Annotated in this window: 12 protein-coding genes and 1 pseudogene; 5 read left to right on the forward strand and 8 right to left on the reverse strand. The window is 72.8% G+C overall.

Translation table 11 applies throughout. The features are described from left to right. From ACFWH7_RS17220 to ACFWH7_RS17245, 6 genes and pseudogenes are all read right to left on the reverse strand, one after another. Positions 1-675, reverse strand: a pseudogene (locus ACFWH7_RS17220) (hypothetical protein); the annotation flags it as partial. Then, positions 672-1,901: an ADP-ribosylglycohydrolase family protein gene (locus ACFWH7_RS17225; protein ID WP_378218238.1), complete on the reverse strand. Its 1,230-nt coding sequence runs from the start codon at positions 1,899-1,901 to the stop codon at positions 672-674. The pseudogene ACFWH7_RS17220 and the gene ACFWH7_RS17225, both read right to left, overlap by 4 nt. A 111-nt stretch (positions 1,902-2,012) precedes the next feature. Continuing rightward, positions 2,013-3,299 carry an ABC transporter substrate-binding protein gene (locus tag ACFWH7_RS17230; protein WP_378218241.1) on the reverse strand — a complete coding sequence of 429 codons (1,287 nt, stop codon included), beginning with the start codon at positions 3,297-3,299 and terminating at the stop codon, positions 2,013-2,015. Positions 3,300-3,362: 63 nt separating this feature from the next. Continuing rightward, positions 3,363-4,190 carry a carbohydrate ABC transporter permease gene (locus ACFWH7_RS17235; RefSeq protein WP_047231109.1) on the reverse strand — a complete coding sequence of 276 codons (828 nt, stop codon included), beginning with the start codon at positions 4,188-4,190 and terminating at the stop codon, positions 3,363-3,365. 3 nt (positions 4,191-4,193) lie between these two features. Next, the gene (locus ACFWH7_RS17240; protein ID WP_378218244.1) at positions 4,194-5,156 is read right to left on the reverse strand and encodes a carbohydrate ABC transporter permease; all 963 of its coding nucleotides are present in this window, start codon (positions 5,154-5,156) and stop codon (positions 4,194-4,196) included. Then, positions 5,153-6,307 carry a LacI family DNA-binding transcriptional regulator gene (locus ACFWH7_RS17245; RefSeq protein ID WP_378218247.1) on the reverse strand — a complete coding sequence of 385 codons (1,155 nt, stop codon included), beginning with the start codon at positions 6,305-6,307 and terminating at the stop codon, positions 5,153-5,155. Before ACFWH7_RS17245 ends, ACFWH7_RS17240 begins: the two co-directional genes overlap by 4 nt. A gap of 478 nt (positions 6,308-6,785) precedes the next feature. Between ACFWH7_RS17245 and ACFWH7_RS17250 the strand changes: the two genes are divergently transcribed. Then, complete coding sequence (locus ACFWH7_RS17250; protein ID WP_378218249.1) at positions 6,786-7,766, forward strand: glycoside hydrolase family 19 protein; 981 nt, start codon at positions 6,786-6,788, stop codon at positions 7,764-7,766. A 198-nt stretch (positions 7,767-7,964) separates the two neighbouring features. On the opposite strand, the gene ACFWH7_RS17255 is transcribed toward ACFWH7_RS17250, so the two are convergent. Further along, entirely contained in the window at positions 7,965-8,573 is a 609-nt protein-coding gene (locus tag ACFWH7_RS17255; protein WP_378218251.1) for a DUF305 domain-containing protein, read from the reverse strand. Between the two features lie 225 nt (positions 8,574-8,798). Here ACFWH7_RS17255 and ACFWH7_RS17260 point away from each other — a divergent pair, with 225 nt between their 5' ends. Together ACFWH7_RS17260 and ACFWH7_RS17265 are read left to right on the forward strand one after the other, a co-directional pair. After that, entirely contained in the window at positions 8,799-10,601 is a 1,803-nt protein-coding gene (locus ACFWH7_RS17260; RefSeq protein ID WP_378218253.1) for a carbohydrate-binding protein, read from the forward strand. Positions 10,602-10,737: 136 nt separating this feature from the next. Then, a complete protein-coding gene (locus tag ACFWH7_RS17265) occupies positions 10,738-11,199 on the forward strand; it encodes a YchJ family protein (protein ID WP_378218255.1) in 462 nt (153 codons plus the stop codon). A gap of 21 nt (positions 11,200-11,220) precedes the next feature. On the opposite strand, the gene ACFWH7_RS17270 is transcribed toward ACFWH7_RS17265, so the two are convergent. Beyond that, a complete protein-coding gene (locus ACFWH7_RS17270) occupies positions 11,221-11,682 on the reverse strand; it encodes a VanZ family protein (protein ID WP_378218257.1) in 462 nt (153 codons plus the stop codon). Positions 11,683-11,801: 119 nt separating this feature from the next. On the opposite strand from ACFWH7_RS17270, the gene ACFWH7_RS17275 reads away from it, so the two are divergent. Both ACFWH7_RS17275 and ACFWH7_RS17280 read left to right on the forward strand, forming a co-directional pair. Beyond that, the gene (locus ACFWH7_RS17275) at positions 11,802-12,791 is read left to right on the forward strand and encodes a TIGR03885 family FMN-dependent LLM class oxidoreductase (protein ID WP_378218260.1); all 990 of its coding nucleotides are present in this window, start codon (positions 11,802-11,804) and stop codon (positions 12,789-12,791) included. After that, a partial coding sequence (locus ACFWH7_RS17280; RefSeq protein WP_378218262.1) for an alpha-amylase family glycosyl hydrolase occupies positions 12,788-13,774 on the forward strand: 987 nt, incomplete at its 3' end. The genes ACFWH7_RS17275 and ACFWH7_RS17280, both read left to right, overlap by 4 nt.

Here is a 13,774-nt window from a genome sequence, read left to right on the forward strand (position 1 = left end):
GTACACGGCCGCGATCAACGTGGGGACCGTCGCGTCCACCGCGCCCCCCCCCCCCCCCCCCCCCGCCCACCGGGGGCGCGGGGCGCGGGGCGCCAGGTGCCGCCCCGCGGGGGGGGGGGGCTGTGGGTGGGGGGTGTCTCCCCCCCCCCCCCCCGCGGCGACGTCGTCGGGCAGCCCGACGGCGGTGAACCAGCGGTCGAGCGGCCACCGGCCCGTCGCGCGCAGGATCTCCTCGATCCCGGCGCGCGGGATCTTCTCCACGGGCTTGCCGAGCAGGCAGCCCGCCGCGCGCCCGGTCCACGCGCCGAGCACGCGGTCCGCGTAGGCGGCGTCGGCCTCCGAGCCGGCGCCGGAGGGCCCGACGGCGCCCGGGCGGGTCGGCCGGCCGGGCGCCGCCGGGAGCGTGGCGAGAATCGCGTCCCAGTCGTCGGGCTCGTACGGCGCGGGCGCCGCGGGCAGCGCGTCGAGCTCGACGAGCAGGTCGCGCGCGAGCGCGCGCAGCCCCGGGGTCGCGGGGACGGGACCGGCGCCGCTCACCGCGGGGACGGGGTCGCCACCCGCGGCGACCCAGCGCTCGCGCACTCCCGCGAGCGCCGCAGGGTCCTTGCCCTCCGCGGTCGCCTGGACGAGCTCGTGCGCGAGCAGGTCCTCCGGCTGGGCCCAGGTGAGCCTCACGCCGGGTCACCCGCCCGCGCGGCCCGCGCCGCGCCGTCGTGCACGCCGAGACCGGCGCCGTCCACGGACGCTCCGCCCAGCTCGGCGAGCGCGCGCAGGCGCGACGTGGCGCGCTCGCGGTCGGCGCGGAGGATGTCCTCGGCCGCGGAGGCCATGAGGCGGCCGGTCTCGCGGACGTCCATGCGGCTCGCCTCCTCGATCGCGTCGAGCCATTCGTCGGGCACGACGGCCGTCCCGCCCAGGCCCGCGCAGACCGCGCCGGCCATGACGGCGATCGAGTCGGCGTCACGGCCGTAGTTCACGGCGCCGAGCACCGCGCCGCGGAAGTCGCCGCGGTGCCCGAGCACGAACCCGAGCGCCGCGGGGAGCTCCTCGATGGACTTGGTGCGCGACGGGCGCCGCGCATCCATGGACATCTGCCGGTACGCGGGCCCGACCGAGTCGAACGGCGCGACGGTGTCGCGGATCAGCCGCGCGAGGGCGCGCTCCTCCTCGTCCGTCGTGGGCGCCGTCGTCCAGCCGTCGAACGCGTCGACGACGGCCCGGAGCGCGGCGGCCGTGCCGTCGTGCGCGACGTCGAGCGCGGCGTGCACGACGTCGTCGACCGTCGCCCCGGGTGCGACCGACGCGGCGACCATGGCCGCGAACACGCCCGCGGCCTCGCGGCCGTAGCTCGACTGGTGCGCCCCCGTGAGGTCGATCGCCTCGGCGTACGCGCCGCGCGGGTCGCCCGCGTTCGCGAGGCCGACGGGCGCGACGTACATCGCGGCGCCGCAGTTGACGACGTTCCCGACGCCCGCCTCGCGCGGGTCGACGTGCCCGTAGTGCAGGCGCGCGACGATCCACTTCTCGGCGAGGAACACGCGCTGCAGGAGCAGCGCGGTCGACTCGAGCTCCGGGATCCAGCGCGGCTCGCCGATCATAAGCGGCACGAGGTCCTCGGCCATCGCGTACGCGTCGAGGTGCTCGCGGCGCTTCGCGTACACCTCGACGAGCGCACGCGTCATGAGGGTGTCGTCCGTGATGTGCCCGTCACCCTTGTGGTAAGGCGCGATCGGACGCGCGTCCTGCCAGTTGGGGTACCAGGGCTCCACGATCCCCGTCACGCGCCCCCCGTGGCGCTCCTCGATCTGCTCGGGGGTCCAACCCTCGGTGGCGCCCCCCAGCGCGTCCCCCACCGCCGCTCCGGTGATCACTGCCACCGCTCGGTCGTCCAGCCAGGTCACGGTCCACTCCCTGTCGATCTCTCGTCGGCGCTCGTCGCGCCCGGTGCGACCCGTGCGGGCCGCTGTTCCCGGCGGGGGGGTCGCGCACCGACCGCCCCGCCGCTTGTCCTGCTACTTGGTGATCTCGTCCCAGCCGGCCTCGAGCTCGGTCGCGAGCTGGTCGGCGTCGATCTCCTGGGCGAGGAACTTCTGGTACGCGGGCGTCGCGACCGTGTCCTTCCACTGCGCGTACGCGTCGACGAACAGGTACGGCGCCGACGTGAGGTACTGGCCGGACGAGAGGATCGTCGACCAGCCGTTCTCGTCGCCGAGCGAGGACGCCATGGCCTCCTGGGCCGACGTCGTGGCCGGGATGAGCGCGTCCGCCTCGTTGAGCGCGGCGAGGTTCTCCGTGTCGGTGAAGAACTCGATGAACTCCGCGGACTCCTCGACGTGCTCGGAGTCGATGTTCACCGAGAGCGTCTGCGGGTTGGCGGCCTGCTCGGCGCCGTCGGGACCCTCGAGCGGGGGCAGCACGACCCAGTCGAAGCCCTCGGGCGCGTCGTTGGCGATGTTCGCCGCCTGGAACGAGCCCTGGATCGTCATGGCGACCTGGCCCGCGTAGAACGACGCGAGGGTCTCCGAGCCGGACTGCGTGAGCGTCACCGGCAGCACGGTGCTGTCGGTGTGCGCCATCTCGTCGACGAGCTCCGGCAGGGCCATCTCGCCCTCGCCGATCGTGATGCTCGCGTCGGCGCCGGTGCCCTCGAAGTACTGGCCGCCGAAGCCGGGCGCCATGGCCATGAACGCGGCCGTCGGGCTCGCGAGCCCCCACCCGAGCCCGTACGCGCCGTCCTTCGTGGTGGCCTTCGCGATCTCGCGCAGCTCGTCCCACGTCATCGTGTCGCCCGTGGGGATCTCGACGCCCGCGGCCTCGAGCATCGTCTTGTTGGCGAACACCATGTAGGACTGGAGCTCGGTCGGGTACGCGATGACCTGGTCGTCGACCGTCACGGAGTCGAGGATGCCCTCGGGGATGTCGGCGCGCTTCTCGTCCGACATGTACTCGGACAGGTCGGCCAGGTAGCCGTCCACCGCGAAGGGCACGATGCTCGCGGCCTCGTAGTGGATGATGTCCGGCGCGGCGCCGCCGTTGAACTGCGTGATGAGCTTGTCGTAGATCCCGTCCCAGCCCGCGGGCACGATCTCGACCTGGACGTCGGGGTTGGCCTCGTTCCAGTCCGCGACGATCTTCTCGGTCGCCTCGATGGCGGCCGGCTGGTCGGACAGCGACTGGAACTTCAGCGTGACCGGGCCGCCGTCGGCGCCGTCCTCGCTGCCGCCCCCGCTCGAGCAGGAGGCGACGAGCAGGGTCGTGATCGTGAGGCATGCGGCGATGGACGCACCACGAGTCTTCATGGTTCTACCTTTCGGGTGGGGGTCTTTCGGGGGTCTGGGGGTGTTCGAGGAGACCCGGCGGGGTCACCCCTTCACGGCGCCGGACAGCAGCCCGCCGGTGAGCTTCTTCTGCATGATCGAGAAGAAGACGATGCTGGGGATGGCCGCGAGCACCGAGCCCGCGGCGAGCGGGCCGAGCGCCACCTTGCCCTCGCCGCCGATGAACATCTTCAGCGTGATGGGCAGCGTGTAGTTCTCGGGCGACTGGAGCAGGACGAGCGCGAAGAAGAACTCGTTCCACGAGGAGACGAAGCTGAACATCGCCGTCGCGACGATGCCCGGCATGAGCAGCGGGAAGACGATGGTGCGCAGCACGGTGAACCGGCTCGCGCCGTCCATCGAGCCCGCCTCCTCGAGGTCCACGGGGATGGCGGAGACGTAGCCCTGCATCATCCACAGCGCGAACGGCAGGGTGTACGTGGTGTGGACCAGCGTGAGCCCGACGAGCGAGTCCGTCAGGCCGATGGTCCGCAGGATGAGGAACAGCGGCAGGATGATGAGGATCACCGGGAACACCTGGCTCACGAGGATCCAGCCGACGCCCGCCGCGCGGATCTTGCCGCGCAGGCGCGCGAGCACGTAGGACGCGGGCAGCGCGATGACGACGACGAGCGCCGTCGAGACGACCGCGACGATCGCGCTGTTCCACGCCGAGCGCACGAGACCCTGGCGCGAGAGCGCCTGGGAGTAGTTCTCCCAGTGGAAGTCCTGCGGGATCAGGCTCACGGTCAGCGAGTTGAGCTCGCCCGACGACTTGAGCGACGCCGAGATGAGCCACAGCAGCGGGAAGCCGAGGAAGAGGATGTAGAACGCGAGGGCCACGTACTGGGCCGGGCGGACGAGTGCGCGCACGGGTCAGCTCTCCTTCTCGGAGCGGAACTGCGACCGCAGGTAGATCGCGAGCAGGAGGACGACGACCACCACGAGCACCACGCCCATCGCCGCGGCGTAGCCGATGTTCCGGTTCTTGAACGCCTCCAGGTACGTGAAGAGCATCGGCAGCATGGTCCGGCCGCCCGGCCCGCCCTCGGTGAGCACGTAGACCAGCGAGAACGAGTTGAAGTTCCAGATGAAGTTCAGCGACGTGATCGACGTGATGATCGGCCGCAGGCTCGGGAGCGTCACCGCGGTGAAACGGCGCCACGCGCCCGCGCCGTCCATCGCAGCGGCCTCGTGGAGCTCGTCCGGGATCTGCTGGAGCCCGGCGAGCAGCGTCACCGTGGTCTGCGGCATGCCGACCCACACGCCGACGACGATCACCGCGGGCAGCGCGGTCGAGAAGTCGGCGAGCCAGTTGATGTCGTCCGGCAGGCCCAGGGCGCCGAGGAACGCGTTGAGCGGCCCGGCGTTGGGCGAGTAGATCATCTGCCACATGATCGCCACGACGACCGGCGGCATGGCCCACGGGATGAGCGCGAGGACGCGCGTCAGCCCCTGGAGCCGGAGCCCCGAGTTGAGCAGGAGCGCGAGGCCCATCGCCGCGACGAGCTGGAGCAGCGTCACCGAGACGGCCCAGATCATGCCGATGCGGAACGAGTCCCAGAAGAACGAGTTGTCCGCGAGCCGCACGAAGTTGTCGACGCCGACGAACTGGTAGTCCGGGTGGCGCACGAGCCGCGCGTCGGTGAACGCGAGCGCGACGCCCATGACGAGCGGCGCGACGCTGAGCACGAGGATCGGCAGGAGCGACGGCATGACGAGCGCGATCGCCTCGCGCCGCTTGGCGCGCGCCATGCCCCCGTTCCGGCGTGGCGCGCCGCGGTCCGGCCGGCGGGCCGCGGCGGCGTGCGGGTCGCCCGCGAGGGTCGGTGCGCTCATCGGGACCTCCCGCCCGCGGTGGCCGTGGCGGCGCGGTCGGCGTCGGCCGTGGTGGCCTGGTCTGCAGCGTCGTGCCCGACGGCGCCGCTCGACCCGGGCGCAGCGTCGGCCTCGGGCGTCGCGGCGGACGCGACCGCTGCGGCGGTGGACTCGCGCACGACGAGGCGCGGCCCGACGGCGGTGTGCCGCCCGGCCTGCGCGTCGCCGTCCACGAGGTCGACCACGAGCTCCGCCGCGATCCGGCCACGCTCGGTCGAGCCGAGCGAGACGCTCGTGAGGCTGGGCTGGAACACACGGCCGATCTCGGTGTCGTCCATCCCGGTCACCGCGACGTCCTCGGGGACCGACAGCCCGCGCTCGCGCACCGCGCGGATCGCGCCGATGGCGAGCAGGTCGTTCGCCGCGACGATCGCGTCCGGGCGGGCGTCGCCGTCGGACGCGTCGAGGAGCGCGCGCGTCGCGGCGAGGCCCGCGGCCACGGTGAAGTCGGCCGCGACGACCGCGTCCGCGCGCTCGCCCGCGAAGTCGTCGGCGTGCGTCGCGGCGTCGAAGCCGCGCTGGCGGGCCTCACCCGGGGTGGTGTCGAGCGGGCCGTTGAGGAACGCGAGCCGGCGGCGCCCGAGGCCGAGCAGGTGGCGCACGGCCTCGCCGATGCCGCCGGCCGAGTCGGTGGAGACGGAGTCGATGCCGCGGTCGGCGAGGGTGCGGCCGATGACGACGACGGGGACCGGCGCCTGCCGGATCTCCTCGACGAGCTCGTCGTCGGTGCGCAGCGGGCTGAGGATCATCGCGTCGACGAACCCGCTCGACAGGCTGCGCACGAGCTCGACCGTCGAGGTCGTCGTGTCCCCCGTCGTCATGACGACGACGCGGTAGCCGTGGGGCGCGAGCACCTCGTGGATCGCGGTCATCATCTCGACGTAGACGGGGTTGCCGATGTCGGCGACGGCGAACGCGACCTGGAAGGTCTTCTTCAGACGCAGCGAGCGCCCGATCGCGTCCGGGCTGTAGCCGAGCTCGGTGGCCGCGGCGCGCACGCGCTCGACCATCGCCGGGCTCGCGCCCGTCCCGTGCAGGGCGCGGGAGGTCGAGGCCAGGGAGACCCCGGCCCGCTGTGCCACCTGGATCAGCGTGGCGCGTGATGACGTCACTGTCGTCCACCTCGTCGTCGAAGGACCGTCGTTCTGGAAACGTTTCCAGACTCGCCACCTCGGGAGTCCTGGAAACGTTTCCGGGTTGCGGACACTCTCGCACCGCCGCGGCGACGCGTCAACCCCAGCCCGCGAGAGAGGACTCTGGGCCTGCGAGGCAGAACCCGGGTCGCGCGAGGCAGAGCTCTGGTCACGCGAAGGGGAACCGTGGTCACGCGAAGGAGAACCCTGGTTGCGCGAGGTAGAAGCGTGGTCACGCGAGGTAGAACTCTGGTTGCGCGAGGTAGAACTCTGGTTGCGCGAGGTAGAACCCCTGGCCACCCGAGACGGACCCCTCGTGACGACCACGCCTCAGCCTCGGCACTCCGGCCCTCCCCCACTCGTCCCACGGGTACGGGAATCCTCGTACGGGGGTTGTCCACGAGGTCGGCCCGCGGTCAGGCTCGACACGACCCGACCACCGACGAAAGGTGCACCGATGCACACCCGAGCTCCGGCGTCGTCTCCCACCGCGGCGTCCGCCGCGGTCGCCCCACGGCCCGCGTCCCGTCCTCTCGCCCTGTTCCTCGCCGTTCTCCTCGTGCTCGTGGGAGCGCTCTCGTGGGCGGTCGCCGGCCCGGCGCAGCAGGCGCACGCCGCGACCTGCGCCCCTGCGTGGAGCTCCGGCACGGTCTACCTGGGCGGCGCCGTCGTCTCGCACGGCGGCCAGAACTGGAAGGCCGGCTGGTGGACCCAGGGCGAGACGCCCGGCACCACCGGCGAGTGGGGCGTCTGGCGCTCGCAGGGCGCGTGCGGCGGCGGGACCGACCCGGGCAACCCCGGGAACCCCGGCACGCCCAGCGGCTTCGTCGTCTCCGAGGCCCAGTTCAACCAGATGTTCCCGAACCGGAACCCGTTCTACACCTACCAGGGCCTCGTCGACGCGCTGTCCGCGTACCCGGGCTTCGCGACGACGGGTGGCACGGAGGTCGCCAAGCGCGAGGCCGCGGCGTTCCTCGCGAACGTCAACCACGAGACAGGCGGGCTCGTCTACGTCAAGGAGATCAACACCGCGAACTACCCGCACTACTGCGACTACTCGCAGCCCTACGGCTGCCCGGCGGGCCAGAGCGCGTACTACGGCAAGGGCCCGGTCCAGCTGAGCTGGAACTACAACTACAAGGCCGCGGGTGACGCGCTCGGCATCGACCTGCTCAACAACCCGTATCTCGTGGAGCAGAACTCCGCGATCGCGTGGAAGACCGGGCTCTGGTTCTGGAACACGCAGTCGGGCGCGGGCTCGATGTCTGGGCACCAGGCGATCGTCTCCGGCGCGGGCTTCGGCGAGTCGATCCGCTCGATCAACGGCTCGATCGAGTGCAACGGCGGCAACCCCGCGCAGGTCCAGTCCCGCGTGACGGCGTTCCAGCGCTTCGCGCAGATCCTCGGCACGACGACGGGCGCGAACCTCTACTGCTGACCGCACCCCTGCCCGCGCGAGCCACCGTGGCCCGTCCCGACACCGGGGCGGGCCACGGCCGCGAGCCCTCGATCGACGAGACGGTGCGCTGACCAGCGTTCTACCCCGCGGGACCAGCGTTCTACCTCGCGGGACCAGGGTTCTACCTCGCGGGACCAGGGTTCTCCCTCGGCCGACCGGGGTTCTCGCTCAGGCGCGTCAGAGGTCCGCGAGGAGGTCGTGCATGCGGTCGATCTCGCCGCCCTGGCCGGACGCGGTCTCGGCCGCGATCTCGTTCGCGAAGAGGTCCTGGCCCTCGACGAGCACGACGTCGACCATGGCGAGGGCGCCCTCGTGGTGCTGGATCATCCCCTCGAGGAAGAGGCGGTCGAACTCCGCGCCGCTCGCGCGCTCGATCTCGGCGAGCTGCTCGTCCGTGAGCATCCCGGATGCTCCGTCACCGTGCTCGTGCCCCGATCCCTCGGGCGCGCGGGGGCCCGTGCCGCCGTCGCCCTCCGCTCCCTCCGGGACGGCGAGGTCGCGCGCCTGCAGCCACGACGCGAGCGCGTGGACCTCCGGGCCCTGCGCGGCGGTGACGCGCTCCGCGAACGACCGGACGGCGTCGGACCCGGCGCGGTCCGGCGCGAGCGCGGCGATCTCCAGCGCCTGGAGGTGGTGCTCGATCATCCCGGTCACGAACGCGGCGTCGGCCTGGTTCCAGGACTCTGCGTCGGGCGCGGCGTCGTAGTCCTCGGGCGCGACCGTCGTCGCCTCCTCGCCGGGCCGGCCGGGCTGCACGACGACGCTCGACGGTGTCGAGGTCGGCACCGGGTCGGGCGTGCACGCCGCCGCGCCCAGCGCCACCCCGAGCACGACCGCGCCGCAGGTCAGGGCCCGTGCGGCTGCGGTCGAGGTTGCGTTACCACTGGGAAAACTCTGCACCCGCCCTGTTCCCTCCGTGTAAAAACTCGCCGTGAAGCGCGCTCTTGGGGTGGTCCAGATCACACCTGACGGACAGAATTCGCAGAACACTACCAAGGAGGTGTTTCGCTCGTGCATCGAACGACGAACAAGACGCGCCGGCAAAGAAGCCGGGTCCTGCTCGCCTCGTCCATGGCGGCCGCGCTGGCCGTCTCCTCGCTCGCCGTCGCCTCGTCGGCGGCCGCCGAGCCGTCCGACGGCTCTCCCGAGTCCGTGGCCTCTCTCACCGAGCAGGCCGCCGGCTCGCTCGCCGACCTTCCCGCCCAGCGGCTCGCTCCCCTCGCCCAGGCCACCGACGTCCTGGCGCCCGGAGAGGTCGCCGGCAGCCCGAACCTGACCCACGTCGCGAACATCCCGAAGAACGGCGCGTTCGCGCCCGAGGGCCAGTACAGCAGCGACCTGGCGTTCCAGGGCCGCTACGCGTTCGCCGGCAACTACGGCGGGTTCACGGTCTACGACGTCGCGAACCCGACGGCGCCGCAGCAGGTCGCCCAGGTCGTCTGCCCCGGGTCGCAGAACGACATCTCGGTCTACGGGGACCTCCTCGTCCTCAGCACCGACTCGTCGCGCAGCAACGACTCGTGCGAGAACGTCGCCCAGAGCGCCACGGTCAAGGACTCGTGGGAGGGCATCAAGGTCTTCGACATCTCCGACCCGACGTCGCCCGAGTACGTGTCGTCGGTCGAGACGCAGTGCGGCTCGCACACGCACTCCCTCGCGCCGTCGAAGGACGGGGAGGAGCTGTTCGTCTACGTCTCGTCGTACAGCCCCAACGCGGCGTTCCCCGACTGCCTCCCGCCGCACGACCTCATCTCGGTCGTGCAGATCCCGCTCGACGACCCCGCCGCGGCGGAGCTCGTCTCCACGCCCGTCCTCTTCCCGGAGGGCGGCAACCCGGGCGGCAACGGCTCGAGCACGACGTCGGGCTGCCACGACATCACGACCTACCCGTCGAAGGACCTCGCGGCGGGCGCGTGCATGGGCGACGGCATCCTCATGGACATCTCCGACCGCGCGCACCCGGTGGTCACCGAGGTGGTCCGCGACACGACGAACTTCGCCTTCTGGCACTCGGCGACGTTCAACAACGCCGGCACCAAGGTCGTCTTCACGGACGAGCTCGGCGGCGGCGGCGCGCCCACGTGCAACCCCACGGTCGGGCCCGAGAAGGGCGCGGACGCCATCTACGACATCGTGGGCGGCGAGCTCGTCTTCAAGAGCTACTACAAGATCGAGCGCGAGCAGGCCGCGACCGAGAACTGCGTGGCGCACAACGGCTCGCTCATCCCCGTCCCGGGCCGCGACATCATGGTCCAGGCCTGGTACCAGGGCGGCATCTCGGTGTGGGACTTCACGGACTCGGCGAACCCGGTCGAGATCGCGTGGTTCGACCGCGGCCCGCTCTCCTCGGAGCGCCTGATCCTCGGCGGCTCGTGGTCGGCGTACTGGTACAACGGCGCGATCATCTCGAACGACATCCAGCAGGGCCTCGACGTCCTGCTGCTCGACGACCCGGTGACCAACGCCGCGAAGTCGGTCGTGACGGACGAGCTCAACCCGCAGGCCCAGCCGACGTACACCGAGCCGCCGGCGTGGTCGAAGAGCACCGCCTACCAGGGCGGCGCGACGGTCACCTACGGGGGCGCCGTCTGGAAGGCCCAGTGGTGGACCAAGGGCCAGACGCCCGGTGACCCGTGGGGTCCGTGGGAGGAGATCGCGGGCGTCGACGCCGACGGCGTCGGCGCGTGGAAGCCGAGCCGCGTCTACACCAAGGGCGACACGGTGACGCACGAGGGCACCGAGTACACCGCGAAGTGGTGGACGCGGAACCAGGAGCCCGGCGACCGCTGGGGCCCGTGGGACCCGCAGGACTGACGCACCCGGGCCCCGCGCCCGGCTGACGCAGCACGACGGCGCCCGCTCACCTCCCGGTGGGCGGGCGCCGTCGCGCACCGGGCCGCAGGCCTCCGCGCCGCACCGGGCCCGGGGCGCCGGCGCTACGCTCCTCGGCATGCCGCGACATCCTCTCCCCGAGACGCTCGCACCGCTGCCCGACGGCGCGCGGTGCCCCTGCCTGTCCGGGGAGACGTACGGGTCGTGCTGCGGCCGCTACCACGCGGGCCTGCGCCCGGGCGCCGACGGCACGACCCCGGGGCCGTTCGCCCCGACCGCCGAGGCGCTCATGCGCTCGCGCTACAGCGCGTTCGCCGTCGGCGACGCCGCCTACCTGCTCGCGACGTGGCACGCGCCGACCCGGCCCGGGTCGCTCGACCTCGACGAGGACCTCGAGTGGCGCCGCCTCGACGTCGTGCGCACGGAGGGCGGCGGCCCGTTCGACGCGACCGGAGTCGTCGAGTTCGTCGCGCACCACCGGTCGCGGACCGACCCCGCGGAGCGTGGGCGCCTGCACGAGGTCAGCCGGTTCGTGCGCGAGGGCGACCGCTGGTTCTACGCGGACGGCGTCGTGGGCTGACGCCCGGTCTCGCGGGTCACGTCACCCGACCCGTGGCGCCACCGGGCGACGCGCCGACACCGCGACGAGCACGACCGCGACGAGCGCCGCACCGAGCAGCGCGCCCGCGGTGTTCATCACCACGTCCTGGACGGTCGGGACGCGGCCGGGCAGGAGGTTCTGGGTCAGCTCGATCGCGACCGACAGCGCGCAGCCCGCGAGCGTCACCACCCCGACGGCGCGCCACACGCCCAGCGGTGCGCCGCGCCGTCGTGCGGTCGCGCCACGGAGGAGCGGCACCCCGAGCACGCCGAACGGCCCGAACATGACGACGTTCGCGAGCGCCTCGAGCACCGGCAGCGTGATCGGGATCCCGAGGCCCTGGAGGAAGTCCAGGGTGGCGGTCGCCCAGCCCGGCGCGTCGGTGGACTGCGGGGACGGCCACAGCGTGACGACGAGGACGGCGGCGAGGTAGGCGGCGAACGTCCAGGTCAGCAGGCGCATCGCGTCAGCGTACGGGGGCAGGCACGGCGCGCGCGGCGGCCCTCGGGACAGCCACGGACCCTCCACCGTTCCCCCTCCTCGCCGAGCGTGGCAGCCGGACCCTCGGTTCACTGGGCGCCATGGTCTCCCTCGGATTTCACGCGTCCCACGAGCAGATCGCCCCGGGCCCCCTGCTGGGTGCCGCGCTCCGCGCCCAGGAGGTGGGGTTCGACGTCGCGATGTGCTCCGACCACCTCGCGCCCTGGAGCGTGCGGCAGGGCGAGTCGGGTCACTCCTGGTCCTGGCTCGGCGCCGCGCTCGCCAGCACCGACCTGCCGTTCGGCGTCGTCACGGCGCCCGGTCAGCGCTACCACCCCGCGGTGGTCGCGCAGGCGATCGCGACGCTCGGCCAGATGTTCCCCGGCCGGTTCTGGGCCGCGCTCGGCTCCGGCGAGGCGATGAACGAGCACGTCACGGGCGACCCGTGGCCCACCAAGGCCGACCGCGACGCCCGCCTGCGCGAGTGCGTGGACGTGATCCGCGCGCTCCTCGCGGGCGAGGAGGTCACGCACCGCGGGCACGTCACGGTGGACCGCGCGCGCGTCTGGTCGCTGCCCGACGTCGCCCCGCGCCTCGTGGGCCCGGCCGTCACCCCGGCGACCGCGCGCCGCCACGCGGACTGGGCCGACGGCCTCGTCACCGTGAACCAGCCGGTCGAGTCGCTGCGCCGCGTCGTCGGCGAGTACCGCGACGCGGGCGGGCGCGGCCCGCTCGCCCTCCAGGTGCACGTCGCGTGGGGCGACGACGACGAGGCGGCCTTCGCCGTCGCGCACGACCAGTGGCGCTCCAACCTGCTGCCGCCGAGCGTGAGCTGGCACCTCGAGACCCCGGAGCAGTTCGACGCGGTCGCGGACCTCGTGCGCCCCGAGGAGGTGCGCGGGACGGTGCTCGTCGAGCACGACGCCGAGCGGTTCGCGGACCGCGTCGCCGAGCTGGCGGCGTGCGGGTTCGACGAGGTGTACCTGCACCACGTGGGGCAGCGGCAGGACGCGTTCCTCGACGCGGCGGGCGCGACGCTGCTCCCGCTCCTGCGGTCGGCGACGGCGACGACCGAGGGAGGTGCGGCATGAGGATCAGCGACACCGGCGACCTGTGGTGGAAGAACGCGGTGATCTACTGCCTGGACGTCGAGACGTTCATGGACTGGGACGACGACGGCGTGGGCGACTTCGCCGGGCTCGTGCAGCGCCTCGACCACCTGGCGGACCTCGGGGTCACGTGCCTGTGGCTCATGCCGTTCTACCCGACCGCGGACCGCGACGACGGCTACGACATCACCGACTTCCTCGCGGTCGACCCGCGGCTCGGGGACGTCGGTGACCTCGTGGAGCTGATCCGGACGGCGCACGACCGCGGCATCCGGGTCATCGCCGACCTCGTGGTCAACCACACGTCGGACCGCCATCCGTGGTTCAAGGCCTCGCGCTCCAGCACGGACAACCCGTACCGCGACTTCTACGTGTGGCGCGCCGACGAGCCGCCGCCCACCAAGGACCAGGTGATCTTCCCGGACCAGGAGGGCGGCATCTGGACGAAGGACGAGAAGACGGGCGAGTGGTACCGGCACCGCTTCTACCGCCACATGCCGGACCTCAACACCGCCAACCCGCACGTCCGGGACGCGATCGCGAAGACGATGGGCTACTGGATCCAGCTCGGCCTGTCGGGGTTCCGCGTCGACGCGGTGCCGTTCTTCCTCGGGGACGCGGCGGCGAACCCGTCGGACGAGATCGAGGACCCGCACGACTTCCTGCGCGCCCTGCGCTCGTTCCTCTCGCGCCGCACCGGGGACTCGATCCTCATGGGCGAGGTCAACCTGCCGTTCGAGGAGCAGCGCCTCTACTTCGGCGACGACGGGGAGGGCGACGGGAGCGAGTCCGGACCGTCGAGCTCCGAGCTGACGCTCCAGTTCGACTTCAACGGCATGCAGGCGCTGTACCTGTCGCGGGGGGGGGCGCGCGCGCGGGCCCCCCGCCGCCGGCGCGCGCCCCGCCCCCCCCCCCCCCCCCCCCCGCCCGCGGCGCGCGGGGGGGGGCGCCCACCCCGACACACC

The organism is Cellulosimicrobium cellulans (assembly GCF_042723955.1).
Classification (GTDB): domain Bacteria; phylum Actinomycetota; class Actinomycetes; order Actinomycetales; family Cellulomonadaceae; genus Cellulosimicrobium; species Cellulosimicrobium cellulans_H.

Coding starts and splice junctions, on each gene's coding strand:
- ACFWH7_RS17230 (WP_378218241.1), bottom strand. CDS start 3,299: ATGAAGACTCGTGGTGCGTCCATCGCCGCATGCCTCACGATCACGACC.
- ACFWH7_RS17240 (WP_378218244.1), bottom strand. CDS start 5,156: ATGAGCGCACCGACCCTCGCGGGCGACCCGCACGCCGCCGCGGCCCGC.
- ACFWH7_RS17250 (WP_378218249.1), top strand. CDS start 6,786: ATGCACACCCGAGCTCCGGCGTCGTCTCCCACCGCGGCGTCCGCCGCG.
- ACFWH7_RS17265 (WP_378218255.1), top strand. CDS start 10,738: ATGCCGCGACATCCTCTCCCCGAGACGCTCGCACCGCTGCCCGACGGC.
- ACFWH7_RS17270 (WP_378218257.1), bottom strand. CDS start 11,682: ATGCGCCTGCTGACCTGGACGTTCGCCGCCTACCTCGCCGCCGTCCTC.
- ACFWH7_RS17275 (WP_378218260.1), top strand. CDS start 11,802: ATGGTCTCCCTCGGATTTCACGCGTCCCACGAGCAGATCGCCCCGGGC.